Source organism: Thermoactinomyces daqus, from assembly GCF_000763315.1.
Classification (GTDB): Bacteria; Bacillota; Bacilli; order Thermoactinomycetales; family Thermoactinomycetaceae; genus Thermoactinomyces_A; species Thermoactinomyces_A daqus.
On sequence record NZ_JPST01000006.1, the window covers coordinates 102573 to 119434 of the forward strand.

Here is a 16862-nt window from a genome sequence, read left to right on the forward strand (position 1 = left end):
GCAGCATGGGAAAAATTAAAGTGATGGACGACCACCTCGCCAACCAGATCGCAGCCGGTGAGGTGGTCGAACGCCCGGCTTCCGTGGTGAAAGAGCTGGTTGAGAATGCAATCGACGCCGAAGCGACCAAAATCGCCGTGCAGATTGAAGAGGGCGGCATTTCGCTCATTCAGGTTTCGGATAACGGCAGCGGGATGGACAGGGAAGATGCCGTTACGGCTTTTTCGCGGCATGCCACGAGCAAGATCAAGCGAGAGCGTGACCTTTTCTCCATCCAGACGCTCGGGTTTCGCGGTGAAGCGTTGCCGAGCATCGCCTCTGTGGCCAGGGTGACTTTGACGACAGCCCATGACCCCTCCGAACTGGCAACCCGGGTGACGATTGCCGGCGGTGAAGTGCTTGATGTGGAAGATACTTCGCGATCCCGTGGAACGGATGTCGTAGTGAAAGATTTGTTCTATAATACCCCGGCTCGTTTGAAGTACTTAAAAACCGTCAACACTGAGGTTAGCCATGTGGCGGATGTCGTGGGCAGACTGGCGATTTCCCATCCTTCGATCGCGTTTTCCCTCACACATAACGGCCGCGAGTTGTTTCGCACTTCAGGTGATGGAAAATTGTTGCACGCGCTCTATGCGCTTTACGGTAAACAAGTGGCCAGCCGGTTTGTCCAGGTCAGCGGTGAAAATTTGGACTTCCGCCTCAAGGGATATATGAGCAAACCGGAGGTGACCCGTTCGACCCGTTCTTATCTCTCGATCATCCTCAACGGCCGTTTTGTCCGTTCCATCCCCATCACCCAGGCGGTGTTACGGGCATACGGCACGTTGCTCCCATCCGGGCGCTACCCCATCGGTGCCTTGCATATTGAAATGGACCCGAAACTGGTCGATGTCAACGTTCATCCTTCCAAGCTGGAAGTGCGACTGAGCAAGGAAAAAGAATGTTGCCAGCTGATTGAAGAGGCCATCAGACAGGCCTTCGGACGTGAGCGGTTTGTTCCTCAGGCCGAGGCACCGCGAAGCAAAGAGAAAAAGCCGATCCAGGAATCACTCCGCTGGGACTTGGCTGCGAGCGAGGCCAAAAAGGCGTACCCGCTTCCCGCGAGCAGAACCGAACCGGATCGTGTGAAGGAAACGGCGCCTAAGCAGGCCGGTTGGGAACCGGAACCCAAGCAGACAAAAGATGAGAATTCGCCTCGTTATCGGTCGGCCCTTTCTTCCTTGACACAGGCAGAAGAAACGCGGAAAGCGGAGAAACAGGAACCGGAGCCCGCACCCGAGGAAAAGGGAACCGGCTTGCCAGACAATGCGGCGGAAACAGAACCCGGAGAGCAACCGGCTGAACCCCGTCTCCCGCACCTGTTGCCTCTGGCGCAGATTCACGGAACCTATATTGTGGCTCAGGCGGAAGACGGATTTTATTTGCTGGACCAGCACGCGGCCCATGAGCGGATTTATTATGAAATCTACTCAAAAAAACTGGGAGAAGAGAATCATAAACAATATCCCCTGCTGGTTCCGCTCACGATCGAATGTTCCCCGGCAGAAGCGGAAGTGCTGGAAAGCCGGCTTGACTATTTGCGCAGGTGGGGATTGGAGATTGAACCGTTCGGTGGCACCACTTTTGTCGTGCGGGCTTACCCAACCTGGTTTCCAAGCGGTCAGCCGGTGGAATTGGTGCATGAAATCATCGAATGGCTGAAAGAACATGGCGAAGTGAATACCGCGATGCTGCGGGACGGAGCTGCGAAAATGATGTCGTGCAAAGCGGCGATCAAAGCCAACCGCCATTTGCGCCAGGATGAAATGGAAGAGCTGCTCCGGCGGTTGAACGACTGTGAGAACCCGTTTACCTGTCCGCACGGCCGGCCGATCCTCATTCATTTTTCTACCTATGAACTGGAAAAAATGTTTAAAAGGGTGATGTAGCATTTTATTTGTCACAACCTCATTTCATCCGGGGAATCGCCAGCAAAAAGAAGCGATGGAATTGGCCGCTTCCCTCGGTGTCCGGTATATCAGCCGGGAACGCGCTTCCCTGCCTGATCTGTTTCAGCAAACAGGACTGGAGCGGGCGGTGATTGTGACCAAGAAAGAGTGGCGCTATGAGGACAAAGAGGGGAATCAGTTTTTCTTTCACCCCAATATGTCCGCCCTGCGCATCAAACAGCTCATCGGCGGGGATACGGATGCGATGGTCTCCGTTGCCGGGATGCGCGAAGGGGATCGCGTATTGGATTGCACCCTGGGCATGGGAGCGGATTCCATCGTCGCTTCCTTTGCGGTCGGCCCTTCCGGCAAGGTTGTGGCCCTGGAAAGCGAGCCGGTGATCGCGGCCATCGTCAAACACGGCCTGCACAGTTATCAGACACAGCGCAAGGAGCTGGACCGGGCCATGCGGAGGGTTGAAGTGATTCAATCCGATTATCGGACCTATTTAAAGCAGTGTGCAGATGAATCATTTGATATTGTCATGTTCGATCCCATGTTTCGGGAGACGGTTAAGGCCTCCGCAGCCATGCAGCAATTAAAACCGCTGGCCAATCCGGCTCCGCTTGATCAGGAATCGGTCGCTGAAGCCGTCAGGGTGGCGAAAAAAGCGGTTTTGCTGAAAGAACGGGTCAAAAGCGGGGAATTTGAGCGGCTCGGCTTTGTCGTTGCGAAAGAATCATCCCAGTTTGCCTGGGGTGTGATCCGGAAAGGGGAGAAGCAGTGAAGCAGGAATTGCTTGTTATCGTGGGACCGACGGCTGTCGGCAAGACGGATCTCAGCCTGACCCTGGCAAAAATGTTTGACGGGGAGATTATTTCCGGAGATTCCATGCAGGTATACAAGGGGATGGATATTGGTACTGCCAAGGCCTCCCCGGAGGAGCAAAGGGCAGCGCCGCACCACATGATCGATTTAATCGACCCTGATGTTCCTTTTTCCGTTCAGGAATTTCAGAAACTCGCCCGGCAAAAAATTGCCGAGATCCATGCGCGCGGGCATTTGCCGATGCTGGTGGGAGGAACGGGATTGTACATTGAAGCGGTGACGCATGATTACGAACTGCCGCATGTGCCGGAAAACCCGGATCTTCGCGAGGAGCTGCGCAATTTGGCCGCATCAAAAGGCAATGAATACCTGCACAGTCGCCTCGGTGAAGTGGACCCGGATGCAGCCGCCAAATTGCATCCCAATGATCTCCGCCGCATCATCCGCGCGCTGGAAGTTTATGAAGTGACCGGAAAACCTTTCTCATCATTGAAAGGGAAAGGAACTTCCCCGTTCGATGCGCTCTGGATCGGGCTGACGATGCCGCGGGAGCTTCTCTATGAGCGGATTAACCGGCGGGTGGACCAAATGATCGAAGCGGGCTTGGTCGAAGAGGTCAAACGGTTGAAAGAGCGGGGTTACCATTTGGGTTTGACCTCGATGCAGGCGATCGGGTATAAAGAAATCATCAGCTATTTAAACGGGGACATCACGCTGGCCGAAGCAGTCGATTCTATAAAAAAAGGAACCAGAAAATATGCGAAACGGCAATTATCCTGGTTTCGCCGCCTCAAGGAGATTCATTGGTTTGATGTGACAGAACCGCAATGTTTGAGAGAAATTCAGCAGCTTGTTGCAGGAAAGTTTCATTTGCCCAGAGAATAGAGTACAATAATGTTAAATGCAAAATACATAGGAGGTTCGGATTTTGAAACAATCGATCAATATTCAAGATACATTTTTGAATCAGATTCGCAAAGAATCTGTCCCGGTGACCATTTATTTGGTCAACGGTTTCCAACTTCGGGGAGTAATTCGTGGTTTTGACAATTTTACCATCGTGATCGACAGTGATGGTAAACAACAAATGGTGTATAAACATGCCATTTCCACCTTTACTCCTGCAAGGCCTGTTTCTTTGATGCCGGCTGAAGAGCAAAAAGAGGTATAAGAGCTTTCCTGTTTACTGTGATGAAGCCAGGCAGGCTTTCCTTTTAAGCTTGCTTGGTTTTCTTTTGTTCACCAAAATCTGGGCGGGCGCGTATACATGGTTTAGCGAACCCGGATCAAGAGGTGAACTCCATGAATCGGAGAGTTCTTAAAGGGATAAATAAAAGCCAAATTCATGTTGTTTTTGACCACCCCAGGCAGGAGATGCAAATTTCCGCCTGTCCCGCCGCTTTGAAGGAAGAGGCATTTGTTCATGAAGAGCACGGCCCTTTGCGCGACTGTATGGAACAGTTGAAGCATTTGGTCGGATTGTCCAAGATCAAAGAGTTTGTCAAAGAGATTTACGCGTGGCTGGAGATTGGCAAAAGAAGGCGCGCGGCAGGCTTGGCCGCAGAACAACAGGTGCTGCACATGATCTTTTCCGGAAATCCCGGAACGGGAAAGACCACTGTGGCGCGTATTTTAAGCCGTCTGTTCAAAGAGATGGGGGTTTTGTCCAAAGGCCATCTTGTTGAAGTGGAGCGCGCGGATCTGGTCGGGGAGTATATTGGCCATACGGCGCAAAAAACGAGGGAACACGTGAAAAAAGCGCTGGGGGGCATCTTGTTTATTGATGAGGCCTACTCACTGGCCAGAGGCGGCGAAAAGGATTTCGGCAAAGAAGCGATTGATACGATGGTCAAATCAATGGAAGACTATAAAAATGACTTTATTCTCATTCTGGCCGGCTATTCCGAAGAAATGGAGCAATTCTTACGCTTAAATCCGGGTCTTCCGTCCCGCTTTCCCATCCATCTGCAATTTCCCGATTTCCATTTGGATGAATTGATGGAAATTGCCGAACAGATGGTGCAGGAGCGCCAGTACCGGTTGTCGTTAACGGCGCAGGAGAAATTGCGCCAGCACCTTAAGGAGCAAATGGAGCGAAGGGATGAGCAGTTTGGCAATGCGAGGCATGTTCGCAATCTGGTGGAGCAGGCGATTCGCAATCAGGCTGTTCGCCTGTTAAACCTGCGCTATGCCAGCAAGGATGATCTGATGATGCTGAGAGGGGAAGATTTCCAATTTCGGGAAGCGGAAAAAAACCCGCCTGTTTATTCATGGTATAATGAAAGGGCCAAAAACCAGGTTTTTCTTTGAGAAAGGGATGACGTAACGATTTCGATGCTTGAACGAGAAAAAGCGATTTTGGTGGGAACGGGATCCAAACGAAACGAGGCGGAAATCACTTCCACTTTGGAAGAATTGGCCCGCCTTGCCGAGACATCGGGAGCGGAGGTTGCCGGAAAGGTGATCCAGTTTCGTGACCGCCCCGACCCCGCATGGCTGATCGGACACGGCAAAGCACAGGAGATCGCCGAATGGGCGGAGCAGGCGGAAGCGGATCTGGTCATTTTTGATCAGGAGCTTTCCCCTGCGCAAATTTGCAATCTGGAACTGCTGTTTCCCTGCAAAGTGATTGACCGGACCCAGCTGATTTTGGATATATTTGCCGGTCGGGCCCAAACCAGGGAGGGGCGGATTCAGGTGGAATTGGCGCAGCTTAATTATCTGTTGCCGCGCCTTCAGGGGAGAGGGAAAGAGCTTTCCCGTCTGGGGGGGAGGCATCGGCACGCGCGGTCCCGGTGAAAAGAAACTGGAAACGGACCGGCGTCACATCCGTCGCCAAATCCGCGCTCTCACCGCTCAGCTTGAAGAGATAAAAAAACATCGCCGTTTGCTGGGGCAGCGCCGTAAAAAGACCGGGGTGACCCAAATCGCTTTGGTCGGTTACACAAATGCCGGGAAATCCACTTTGCTCAACCGTCTGACCGGAGCGGACAGTTTGGCGGAGAACAAACTGTTTGCGACACTTGATCCCCTTTCCCGCAGTTTGAAGTTGCCGGGCGGGGAACAGGTGATTCTCACGGATACCGTCGGATTTATCCGCCAATTGCCCCATCATCTGGTGGCGGCGTTTCGCTCGACGCTGGAACAGGTGAAAGAGGCCGATTTGTTGTTACATGTCGTCGATGCATCGCATAAAGAGGCGGAGGAACAGATGAAGGCGGTGGAGAAAGTGTTGGAGGAACTGGATGCAGCCCATCTCCCGACTCTGATCGTCCTCAATAAAGCCGATCTCCAACCGGAGCTGAACGTCAATCTCCAGGGCAAAGAGGCGATTTCGATCTCGGCTTTTTGCGACGATGATTTGATGCGGCTCAAAGAGAAAATCGCGGCAATGTTGAGTGCGGAGACGGTGACCGGTACGGCGGAAATCCCGATCCACCGCGGAGATTTGATTGCTGCCCTGTATGAGGCGGCAGAGGTATGTTCAAGCAAGGCAATGGATACAAAGATCCGGTTCGAGTTTCGCCTCTCGCGCAAACAACTCGGGAAACTGCCGCCCGCCTTGCTTCAATTTGCCCGTTTAAGCGAGGAATTTTAAATGTGGGAATGATGGATTGGTGTTTAATGAGTTAAAACATGGTGAATGGATTGAACGAAACGTTTTGCAAGTGGAAGAAAAGATCGCTCCAATGATCGCCAAAATCTCGCATCACGTCGATGAGATGCAATGGAAAGTGCTTCAGGTGTTTCGGAAACTCGGGGTAAGCGAGTTCCACCTGCACTCTTCGACCGGCTATGGATATGACGATATGGGAAGGGAGATTTTTGAAAAGGCATTTGCTGAATTGATGGGGGCGGAGCAAGCTTTGGTGCGCCCGAACATCATCTCGGGCACCCATGCCATTTCCGCGTGCCTTTATGGAATCCTGCGTCCGGGGGATGAACTGATCTACCTGACGGGGCGCCCGTATGACACGTTGCAGCAAGTGATCGGTTCAGATAGAGACGGCTCGGGTTCATTGGCCGATTATGGTATTGCTTATAAAGAAATTCCGCTCACCCCTGCCGGAAATATCGACTGGGAAGCATTTGCTGCCGCGTTGACGGACAAGACCAAAATGATCGGGATTCAGCGGTCGCGGGGATATGCCGATCGCCCGTCGTTTACCGTCGGGCAAATCGGAGAGATGGTGAGGAAAATCCGCTCCATCCGGCCTGATCTCGTTATCTTTGTCGATAATTGTTACGGCGAATTCGTGGAGGGACAAGAACCTCCTCATATGGGTGCCGATCTGATCGCCGGTTCCCTGATCAAAAATCCGGGCGGTGGCCTGGCCAAATCGGGGGGATACATTGCCGGCAGGGCGAATTTGGTTGCCAAAGCCGCCTCCCGTCTGGTTGCTCCCGGAATCGGCGTGGAAGGGGGCGCCACTTATGGATACTTGCGCGATTATTATCAAGGATTGTTTCTCGCTCCTCATGTTGTCGGCGAAGCATTGAAAGGAGCGGTGTTTACGTCGGCCTTGTTGCAGGAATTGGGATTTCGGACGACCCCGGCATGGGATGAAACCAGAGCCGATATCATTCAGCAGATTTCCCTGGGCAGTCCTGAGTTGCTCATAGCCTTTTGCCAGGGGATTCAATCTTCCTCGCCGATCGATGCCCATATCAAGCCGGTGCCTGATCATATGCCCGGGTATGAAGATCCGGTCATAATGGCGGCGGGAACCTTTGTACAGGGGGCGAGCATTGAATTGTCGGCGGACGGCCCTTTGCGCGAGCCTTATATTGCCTTTATGCAAGGCGGATTAACCTATTCGCACGTGAAAATCGCGATCGTTCAGGCGTTGGAATTTATGATGGAAACTGGAAAATTGGCTATTCTCAAGCAAAGTGGATAAAAGGAGGAACCGGGGTTGGAAGTGCTTCTGTGGATTGTGGTGGCTGTATTGTTCCTGCTCGCTTTTGCGGGTTTGTTTATTCCTGCCCTGCCGGATGCGCCGCTGCTATTGGCGGGCTTTGCCGTCTACAGTTTCTTTATCCCCGCGGCGGCTCCACTGGGAGTTTCGTTTTGGGTCACGGTGATCATTCTTACCCTTCTTCTGTTTTTGGTCGATTATCTTTCTACCAGTATCGCCGTGAAAAAGTACGGGGGCTCCGTCTGGTCCGTTATCGCTGCGATTGTGGGGATCATCGTTTTCCCCTTCATCATCGGTCCGGTCGGAATTATTGTCGGACCGTTTGTGCTGGTGCTTTTGCTTGAGTTCATCCTGAAAAAATCTTGGGGAGAAGCCTTTAAAGTGGCCTTTGGCACCTTTGTCGGCTTTGTCGGCGGAGTGTTTATCAAATTTTTGGTGATGACGGGGATGCTGATCTGGTTTTTCGTCCGCATCGGCATTTCATAACATGAAGAGCCTGGGAAACCGGGCTCTTTTTATTATAAAAAAGTCCGGCAGGAGGCAAAATGAGCACATCAATATGCGCACTTAATCATGTCAATTTTTATTACATCGCTTGACTAATAAACCTGACATGAATACAATTAAAGTATGGAAAGCAGCCTGAGGAAAGGAGGCGGCCGTCGATGAGTGTACGCGATGAGCTGAGGCGGAATATGCCTTTGTTTCCCATTGGAATTGTAACAAAGCTGACCGAACTTTCCCCGCGTCAGATTCGCTATTACGAACAGCAGGGATTGATTCGCCCGGAACGAACCAAAGGGAATCAGCGGTTGTTTTCATTTAATGACGTGGATCGGCTATTGCAGATTAAGTCCTATCTGGAAAAGGGGCTTAATCTGGCCGGAGTGAGAGAGATGTTTAAACAAAATCAGCAAGTCCTGGAAGCGAAGAGAGAAGTGGAGCGGGTGAAAAAAGAACTTACCGAGCGGGAACTGCGCCGGATGTTGAAGCAGCAGATCATCCATCCGAACCGCCCGGGGCAAATTCCTCTTACACATGGAGAGATGTCGCGCTTTTTCCGCCATTAATGCTTCCCTCCTGCTTCCGGTGTCATAAATAAATTGTGAAGGGAGAACGACACAATGGCAAAATACACCAAAGAAGATATTCTTGGGATTGCCGATCAGGAAAAGGTTTCGTATATTCGTTTGACATTCACCGATTTGCTGGGAACAATCAAAAACGTGGAAATTCCCCGCAGCCAGTTGGAAAAAGCGCTTGATAATAAAATGATGTTTGACGGATCTTCCATCGAAGGATTTGTGCGCATTGAAGAATCGGATATGTATCTGTATCCCGATCTCGATACTTGGGTGATTTATCCCTGGGGAAATGAACACGGAAAAGTTGCCGGACTCATTTGTGATATTTACAATCCGGACGGCACACCGTTTGAGGGCGATCCCCGCGGAATTTTGAAACGCGCCTTGAAAGAAGCGGAAGAAATGGGCTTCACCGCGTTTAACGTGGGCACCGAACCGGAGTTCTTCCTCTTCAAAACCGATGAAAAAGGTGAACCTTCCCTTGAATTGAACGATAAAGGCGGTTACTTTGACCTTGCACCGCTGGATCTCGGGGAAAACTGCCGTCGCGATATCGTGCTTACTTTGGACAAAATGGGATTTGAAGTGGAAGCGTCTCACCACGAAGTGGCACCGGGTCAGCACGAAATCGATTTCAAATATGCCAATGCGGTAACGACTGCCGACAATATCCAAATCTTTAAGTTGGTGGTGAAAAACGTTGCCCGTCGTTACGGTTTGCATGCGACCTTTATGCCGAAACCGCTCTTTGGGGTAAACGGGTCAGGGATGCACTGCCATATGTCCCTTTTCCAAGGGAAAGTGAACGCCTTCTACGATGAATCTGACGAGCTCGGTTTAAGCAAAACCGCACGTCATTTCCTTGCCGGTGTTTTGAAACATGCCCGTGCTTTTACGGCCATCACCAATCCGCTGATTAACTCGTACAAACGTCTGGTGCCGGGCTATGAAGCACCCTGTTATGTTGCCTGGTCGCCGAAAAACCGCAGTCCGCTGGTTCGGGTTCCGGCTTCCCGCGGACTCAGCACCCGGATCGAAGTTCGTTCTCCCGACCCATCAGCCAACCCGTACCTGACTTTGGCGGTTCTGCTCAAAGCAGGTTTGGACGGCATTAAGCAACAACTTCCGTTACCGCAACAAACGGATCGCAACATCTATGTGATGGATGAGCAAGAGCGCCGCGATGCAGGAATTGACAATCTGCCGGCCAACTTGCAAGAAGCCTTGGTGGAATTGCAAAACGACCCGGTTATGGTTGAAGCGCTCGGCGAACACGCCTTGGCTCATTTTGTGGAAGCGAAAGAAATCGAGTGGGATCTGTTCCGCACCACTGTTCATCCGTGGGAACGCGAGCAGTATATGTCCCTGTACTAAACGGAAAAGTGTACGGCAGAGGTCGAAATTTATTCGATCTCTGCTTTATTTTTGGTTGGATATATCAGAATATTATATATAATTATTAAGGGGACAATCTTAATAAAAAATTTTTTTCGGGGGATATGATGGAGGTCAAGTTTGGTTCAGTGGCAAAGGATTATGCCAGATGGCGCAATGATTTTCCTGTTGAAGTATTTAAGCAGCTGGAAAGTTTTGGCGTGCGGTGGGAGGGGAGAAAGATAGCGGATCTCGGATGCGGAACCGGGGTACTCAGCCGGGAACTGGTGAAAAGAGGAGCGCAGGTTACCGGTGTTGACCCTTCCCCTGAACTGCTGGCTGAAGCGCGAAAGGGGGAGGAGGGAAGCCGGATCTGCTATATCTGCGCGACCGCGGAAAACAGCACTCTTCCGTCTGCTCAATATGAGATGGTCACAGTATTGCGGGCATGGCATTGGTTTAACCGGCCGCAGGCGATCAAGGAGGTGAAACGCATATTAAAGGAAGGCGGACTTTTCATCGTGATGGATTCGCGTTTTGATCTGTCCAAGCAAAATCCCTTGCTCCGGGATACTTTTGTGATGGCAAAATCGTTCTTGCCAAAAGATGCAGTCGATAAACCGGGATCCCGCAAAGAAGAGAAGAAAAGGCTTCTCGGGTTTCCGCTCAGTTGGTTCAGTGAATGGGAAAAAGCGGGTCTCCGGCTGACGGCGGGCTGGGAGTGGGAATATTCCATCGCCTTTTCGCATGAATACTGGTTGGGGAGAATCCGTACTCTCTCTTGGTACACGCTGTTATCGGAAGCGCAAAAACGGGAGATTTCAGACAGGTTGCAAGAATTGCTGGCGATCCGTTATCCCGATGAACCGATCAGCGTTCCGCATGTCTGTTCGGTGGCGGTCTTAAAATACCTTTAACACCGGATAAAAAAGGGAAAACGGAGGTTTGGCCCCTGTTTTCCCGGGTATCAGAGCAGCGGGGTCAGACTCGGCAATAACAACACCCACACCAGGGTGATGAAGGCCCCTATGATCATGCCCAAACTGGAGAAAGTTCCTTCCAGCTCTCCGAATTCAAATGCTTTGGAGGTGCCGGTGCCGTGTGCGCCCATTCCCATCAACAACCCCTTGGCAATCGGGGATTTTAAGGAGAGCAGACGAATTAGCAGCGGGCCCAGAACCACCCCGGACAAGCCGGTGATCATGACAAAGACGGCAGTCAGGGAAGGATTGCCGTGCAAGGATTTGGCGTATTCCATTGCGATCGGTGTCGTTACTGAACGGGGGATGATACTGATCACCATCACTTTGCTCAGCTGGAACAGGATGGCGAACAAGATTGAGGTGATGACAGCCAAAAATGAGCCAATGCTCAAGCTGATCAAAATCTCTTTTAAATATTTCCTGAGCAGATCCTGGTATTTATACATGGGAACGGCGAAAGCGACCGTGGAGGGGCCGAGCATGTAGGTCAAGATCCAGGTTCCCGAAGCGTAGGTGGAGTAGGAAATATGGAAAGTCTCCAGGATGATGATCAGGATGAGCGGTGTGACAATCACCGGTGAAAACAGGACGAATGTGAGCTTGGAGCTGATTTTTTGGCTTGCCACGAAAATCGAGATGGTGAGGACGAGTAAAAATATCTTCAGCAAAATTTCATTCATCAGGCTTTTCCCTTCTTCCGCTTTTGCAAAAATTCGGCGACTAGGCCGGTAATGCACATGACCGCGATTAAACTGATCCAGACCGCGCCGGCCATCCTGAGCCCTTCCACACCCATGATCTGCGGAAACTGGATAATGCCGACCGTGGGAGGAATGAAAAAGAGCAGCAGTTCGGCCAACAGCCATTTTGCGCCTTCTTCGACCCATTCCAGGCGAATGATGCGAAGTTTGAGCAGGAGAAACAGAAGAGCCAAACCGATTATGCTGCCGGGCAGTTTTTCCAGTCTGAGCAAATGCGCAATGCCTTCCCCGCACAGATAAACGAGATTGATCAGCAAGATCTGGCCTAAGACAATCCATATTCTCATAATCTTCACCTTTCTGATGCATAAGAAAAGGAGCTGAGTCAGCTCCTGTGGAAAGATCATACTTATAAGGTAACGAGAATAAATCTATTCGTAAAGAATACATCTTTTATTATAACTATGCCTTTTAGTTATGATTGAAACGATGATTTTTGATCAGGTTGATTAGGGTTTGCGCCGCATAGGAGATATAGCGGTGTTTTTTGACGATGATCCCCAGGTTCCACGGGATGGCCGGATTTATGGGGATGATGCGGAGCCGTTCCGTTGGTAATTTGGCACACAGCGATTGCGGGAAAATCGCGATTCCCAGGCCGGTGGCAACCAGTTCGGCGATGAAGTCCCATTGCGAACTCTTGTAGGTGATTTTTGGCTTGAAACCGGCTTTGGTGCATTCGTGCCAGATCCGCTCGTACAGGGCGAATTCTTCGCTGAGAAAAATAAAGGATTCGTCTTTGAGCTCGGACAAAGAGACGACGGACTTGCCGGCAAGAGGATGCCGGCGGTGAGTAATCAGCCTCATTTCCTCGGAGACGAAAGGAATCACATCGAATTTACAGGAATCAACCGGAAGCATGGCGATGCCCACATCGAGGATTCCGCTTTCAATCCCCTGTGCCACCTTTTTCGAACCAAACTCCATCAACTCCAGCTGGATGCCGGGATAGTGCCGGTGCAGCTTCTCGATGATCGGAGCGAAGAAGATGGTTCCGGCAATCGGCGGAAGTCCGAGGGTGACGTGCCCTTTGTTCAGGTGCATCAAATCGTAGAGCGATTGGGCCAGATCATCAATGGAGTGGATGATTTGCTGTGCCTGTTTGCGAACGATTTCCCCGGCGTCGGTCAGTTCGATCTGTTTGGTCGAACGATCGATCAGGGTGACTCCCAACTCATCTTCCAAACTTTTGATCATCTTGCTGATGGAGGGTTGTGACAGGTGCAGTGCCTGGGAGGCCTTGGTAAAACTTTTGTGCTTGGCTACAGCGAGAAAATATTTTAATTGGCGTATTTCCAACGATCGATCCTCCTGGTTGTTATCGTTCATGTCTTATTGAACCTATTTTACCGATGGAAAACGGATTGCAAAAGGTTTTGGTGAGGAGCGGATGAATTTTGCGAAAAGAATTGGATCAGAAAACAGCAATTGTAACGGGGGCAGGCAGTGGAATTGGTTGGGCGATTGCCCGGAAATTTGCCGGGGCCGGAGCGAAAGTGGTGATTGCCGACATTAATGAAAAAGCCGCGGAAAAGGCGGCGGACAATCTCGCGGCACAAGGCTTTACAGCAGTGGCGGTTCCCTGCGATGTGACGGATGAAAGCCAGGTGGAAACGATGATCTCGCGCGCTGTCAGCCGCTTTGGCCGTCTGGATATCCTGGTCAATAACGCCGGCATTCAATTTGTTTCCAATCTGGAAGATTTCCCGACGGATAAGTTTGAACAATTGATCCGGATCATGTTAATCGGGCCGTTTATCGCCACGAAAAAAGTGTTTCCCATCATGAAGGAGCAGAAATTCGGCCGCATCATCAACATGGCCTCGATTAACGGCCTGGTGGGGTTTGCCGGAAAAGCGGCATACAACAGCGCCAAACACGGCGTGATCGGCCTTACCAAAGTGGCTGCGTTGGAGGGGGCCACGCATGGGATCACGGTAAATGCACTATGCCCGGGTTATGTCGATACGCCGCTGGTACAAAATCAGCTTAAGGATCTGGCCAAGACAAGAAACGTTCCGTTGGACAAGGTAATGGCAGAAGTGCTGTTTCCGCTTGTTCCGCAGCAGCGCTTGCTTGACCCGGAGGAAATTGCCGATTACGCGCTCTTTTTAGCCGGCGAGCGGGCCAAAGGAGTAACTGGACAAGCAGTCGTCATCGACGGAGGCTATACGGCCCAATAAGGGCGGGAACAAAGTGCATGCCGCAAAAGAGGATGATCAAACAGATCAGAAAAAATTAAAAATGTTTCCCCAAAACACGGAGAGCAGAATGGTGACAAATTGAAACAGGAGCATGAGCATTACGTTGCCTCCTTTGTGGCAGGAGTGATCCGTTTTGTTCGATTTATATGTGGTTTATCAGACAGGGGTGTCGGGGAAACGAGGAAAGGAAGAGTATACACTTGCAGAAAAAGCCGGTTCCATGGGTTTGGAGCCGGCTTTTTACCATCTATGATTATTGTTGCTGCGCGGTGCTGCTTTGCCGGCCGGGGCTCGGAAGCAGAATGATGACGAACGCGATCACGGCGAGAATGAACGCGACTCCGAAGGGGAATGTCGGGCTGATGGCGTGAAGTACACCGGACAAGACCGGAGCGACGCCTGCACCGAGCCAGCGCACGAAGTTGTACACCCCGGAAGTCACACCCCGTTCATAAGGAGAAACTTCCATGGCATAACTGGTGAATAACGCGTTGTTCAGTCCCGAAGCCAAACCGGAGAGAATGACGAGAATGATTTCAACCCAGATATTTTTGATGAAAAAGAGCAAAAGCAAGAAGACTGCAAACGCGATTAAGCTGTAACGGAGAAGAAACTTGTAAGAGTATTTTGCTTCCAATTTGTGAGCCAGTACGGCAGATCCATAAGCCAAGCACAGCCCCCATCCGAAGAAGACCAGTCCCAACTGGATCGCAGAAAGGTTCAGCACCAGCGGGGAATAGGCCAAAACGACAAAGAAACCGTAGTAATAGAGCATGGCTGAGATGCCGGCTTGCAAAAACGGACGGAAGGAAAGCAGGTGGGCCAGCTCTTTTAAGCCGGCTTTTCCGCGGCGTTCCATGTTCGACGGTTCATAAACGAAAAAAGAGACGAGCAAAAAGGCTAAAAAGATCAGGATACTGGTGGCAAAAAAGGGAAACCGCCAGCCGAAACCACCGAGAATTCCCCCGACCAGGGGACCGCCGGCCATGCCAAGTCCGATTGCGGCTTCATATAATCCGACTGCTTTGCTTACGTCGCTGGACAATGCGATGAGCAAAGTCATGGCTGTGGCGAAAAAGAAAGAGTTCCCCAATCCCCAGCCGGCACGAAAAATGGATAATTGCGTGATGGTGCCGGAAAGGGCGCAACCCAAAGAGAAGACGGTCACAATGGCCAACCCGATGATCATCATTTTTTTGTCGCCCAGTTTTCCGGTCAAAAGCCCGGCAGGAATCATAATGAAAGCCATTGTAAAAATATATGCGGTGAAAAGCATTTCGACCTGCCAGTGACTTGCTCCAATCTGGTCGGCAATCACCGGCAACAGTGGGTCGACGACGCCAATTCCCATAAAGGCGAGAAACGTGCCGAACACGGTGATGTTTCTCGCCCGCTTTCGTTTTTGCTCCGATAACTCCATATCACTCATCTTCCTTTGCAAATTGATTTAATTGGACTTTGATTTTTTGCTGCAACTCAGTGAGTTCCTGAGTGAACTTTTGCATGCGCTCGATTTTGGCGTGGAGCATGTGGATTTGCCCGGACAAATGTTTTTTGATCTCCAGCAGTTCCTCGGGGCCAAAGCTGCCATACTCCGTATGATTTTGTTCAATCATTTTCTTCAGATGGAGAAACTGCTGCAACTCCTGCAAAGAAAAACCCAAAACCTCTTTGGCGATGAGTACTCTGCGGATTTGTTCGATATCTTCATCCGTATACAGGCGGATCTTGCCATCGCTCCGTTCGGGTGGGGGGATTAACCCTATTTCCTCATAATAGCGCAAGGTGCGTTTGGTCAAACCGGTGATTTTTGCGACATCGTCAATTTTGTACCAATTCATGTCCAGCCCCCTCAACATTCTCCTACTATATCGATTTTTAACGTTCACGTCAAAGTAAACTATTTCTCAAAAATAGACTGTATTTATAGTATCAGCATAATTAACCCGCGATTACTTCGATTTTCTAATATTTTTGTTGTCGAAAATTATCAGGTGTCCGACTGCAGCAATGAAAAAGACCGCATGATCGCGGTCAAAATAATGCTTTTGGCAAAGTTGGCGGTTGTCACCGAGCCCTTTCGCTTATTGTGAATTGGCCGGTCAAAGGGACACCGTCTCTCCCGAGTATCCCGACACTTTCATCTCCGGGCCGGTTTTTTGGGTCATGACCGTTTTCTGATCTTGCCTAAAGGCTTAAAATACGTGATCAAGGTCATGAGGGCCATCGCCAGAATATTGAACAGGGAAACATTGATCAGCGACAAACTTGTCGTTTGAAATTGATGATGATGAAAGGAGCCCAGACCGAAGAGGGCTGCATGTTCCAGGAGAAAAGAGAGCCAATTATTCAAAAAAAAGATGCCGATCAGAATGATAAAAAGGGTCAAGGCAAACTTGATCACAACCCAATAGTGTTTGAACAGGCCCCATTGCGTCCAGACTGACAGCAGAATGCCGGAGATGAAGGCCACCAGAGCCGGATAGCGAATCAGTGTGGCATCGATGAGATGCATGTTGGCCAGCGTATAATAAAGCTGTTCTCCGTCTTCCGCCTTCTGCATGTACAGTCCCAGCAAAAGCATGCAGATCGCCCCGCCGAACCAGGCTATGACGGAAAGGACATGGATCGTGACCAGTAAGTTCTTTTTCCGCAGATTAAGTCGATAAGCCATGATTGAATCCTCCGTTTTTTGTACTTCTGATTTCCGTAACAAGGTTCTGCAATCCATCATAAAGGAACGGGAACCCTGCTGGAACCTGCCAAAGTAGGATTCA

The 16862-nt window shown here is 50.6% G+C and carries 17 protein-coding genes and 1 pseudogene; 12 read left to right on the forward strand and 6 right to left on the reverse strand.

The window, feature by feature from the left end; all coding sequences use genetic code 11:
- The first annotated feature begins 5 nt into the window (after positions 1-5).
- The 11 genes and pseudogenes from mutL (at position 6) to JG50_RS0103380 (ending at position 11054) form a co-directional block, all read left to right on the forward strand.
- Positions 6-1931, forward strand: coding sequence for a DNA mismatch repair endonuclease MutL (gene mutL, locus JG50_RS0103330; protein WP_033099690.1), 1926 nt, complete (start codon positions 6-8; stop codon positions 1929-1931).
- A 55-nt stretch (positions 1932-1986) separates the two neighbouring features.
- Positions 1987-2718 (forward strand): class I SAM-dependent methyltransferase, encoded by a 732-nt coding sequence (locus JG50_RS0103335; RefSeq protein WP_052153953.1) that lies wholly within the window; start codon positions 1987-1989, stop codon positions 2716-2718.
- Positions 2715-3644: a tRNA (adenosine(37)-N6)-dimethylallyltransferase MiaA gene (miaA, locus tag JG50_RS0103340; RefSeq protein ID WP_033099692.1), complete on the forward strand. Its 930-nt coding sequence runs from the start codon at positions 2715-2717 to the stop codon at positions 3642-3644. Before JG50_RS0103335 ends, miaA begins: the two co-directional genes overlap by 4 nt.
- Positions 3645-3687: 43 nt before the next feature.
- The gene (hfq, locus tag JG50_RS0103345; RefSeq protein WP_033099693.1) at positions 3688-3930 is read left to right on the forward strand and encodes an RNA chaperone Hfq; all 243 of its coding nucleotides are present in this window, start codon (positions 3688-3690) and stop codon (positions 3928-3930) included.
- A 131-nt stretch (positions 3931-4061) separates the two neighbouring features.
- Positions 4062-5069, forward strand: a complete 1008-nt coding sequence (gene spoVK / locus JG50_RS0103350; RefSeq protein WP_052153954.1) for a stage V sporulation protein K — start codon at positions 4062-4064, stop codon at positions 5067-5069.
- Between the two features lie 24 nt (positions 5070-5093).
- Positions 5094-6357, forward strand: a pseudogene (gene hflX, locus JG50_RS18050) (GTPase HflX).
- 19 nt (positions 6358-6376) lie between these two features.
- Positions 6377-7660: a methionine gamma-lyase family protein gene (locus JG50_RS0103360; RefSeq protein WP_033099732.1), complete on the forward strand. Its 1284-nt coding sequence runs from the start codon at positions 6377-6379 to the stop codon at positions 7658-7660.
- Between the two features lie 21 nt (positions 7661-7681).
- A complete protein-coding gene (locus tag JG50_RS0103365) occupies positions 7682-8164 on the forward strand; it encodes a DUF456 domain-containing protein (RefSeq protein WP_235281598.1) in 483 nt (160 codons plus the stop codon).
- Positions 8165-8343: 179 nt separating this feature from the next.
- The gene (locus JG50_RS0103370) at positions 8344-8748 is read left to right on the forward strand and encodes a MerR family transcriptional regulator (RefSeq protein ID WP_033099695.1); all 405 of its coding nucleotides are present in this window, start codon (positions 8344-8346) and stop codon (positions 8746-8748) included.
- A 54-nt stretch (positions 8749-8802) separates the two neighbouring features.
- Positions 8803-10137, forward strand: a complete 1335-nt coding sequence (gene glnA / locus JG50_RS0103375) for a type I glutamate--ammonia ligase (protein WP_033099696.1) — start codon at positions 8803-8805, stop codon at positions 10135-10137.
- A gap of 128 nt (positions 10138-10265) precedes the next feature.
- Positions 10266-11054: a class I SAM-dependent methyltransferase gene (locus tag JG50_RS0103380; RefSeq protein ID WP_033099697.1), complete on the forward strand. Its 789-nt coding sequence runs from the start codon at positions 10266-10268 to the stop codon at positions 11052-11054.
- Between the two features lie 50 nt (positions 11055-11104).
- Here the strand turns inward: JG50_RS0103380 and JG50_RS0103385 are convergent, their stop codons facing one another.
- The 3 genes from JG50_RS0103385 to JG50_RS0103395 all read right to left on the reverse strand — a co-directional run bounded on the left by JG50_RS0103385 (position 11105) and on the right by JG50_RS0103395 (position 13180).
- Positions 11105-11800, reverse strand: a complete 696-nt coding sequence (locus JG50_RS0103385) for an LrgB family protein (protein ID WP_033099698.1) — start codon at positions 11798-11800, stop codon at positions 11105-11107.
- Positions 11800-12168: a CidA/LrgA family protein gene (locus JG50_RS0103390; protein WP_033099699.1), complete on the reverse strand. Its 369-nt coding sequence runs from the start codon at positions 12166-12168 to the stop codon at positions 11800-11802. The genes JG50_RS0103385 and JG50_RS0103390 overlap by 1 nt, the downstream gene beginning before the upstream one ends.
- A 124-nt stretch (positions 12169-12292) precedes the next feature.
- Positions 12293-13180 (reverse strand): LysR family transcriptional regulator, encoded by an 888-nt coding sequence (locus JG50_RS0103395; RefSeq protein ID WP_033099700.1) that lies wholly within the window; start codon positions 13178-13180, stop codon positions 12293-12295.
- Positions 13181-13278: 98 nt separating this feature from the next.
- Here JG50_RS0103395 and JG50_RS0103400 point away from each other — a divergent pair, with 98 nt between their 5' ends.
- Positions 13279-14064, forward strand: coding sequence for a 3-hydroxybutyrate dehydrogenase (locus JG50_RS0103400; protein WP_370589227.1), 786 nt, complete (start codon positions 13279-13281; stop codon positions 14062-14064).
- Between the two features lie 274 nt (positions 14065-14338).
- On the opposite strand, the gene JG50_RS0103405 is transcribed toward JG50_RS0103400, so the two are convergent.
- The 3 genes from JG50_RS0103405 to JG50_RS0103415 all read right to left on the reverse strand — a co-directional run bounded on the left by JG50_RS0103405 (position 14339) and on the right by JG50_RS0103415 (position 16759).
- Positions 14339-15505: an MFS transporter gene (locus tag JG50_RS0103405; RefSeq protein ID WP_052153955.1), complete on the reverse strand. Its 1167-nt coding sequence runs from the start codon at positions 15503-15505 to the stop codon at positions 14339-14341.
- A gap of 1 nt (position 15506) precedes the next feature.
- Positions 15507-15926, reverse strand: a complete 420-nt coding sequence (locus JG50_RS0103410; protein WP_033099701.1) for a MerR family transcriptional regulator — start codon at positions 15924-15926, stop codon at positions 15507-15509.
- A 323-nt stretch (positions 15927-16249) separates the two neighbouring features.
- Positions 16250-16759: a hypothetical protein gene (locus tag JG50_RS0103415; RefSeq protein ID WP_033099702.1), complete on the reverse strand. Its 510-nt coding sequence runs from the start codon at positions 16757-16759 to the stop codon at positions 16250-16252.
- Positions 16760-16862: the final 103 nt, after the last annotated feature.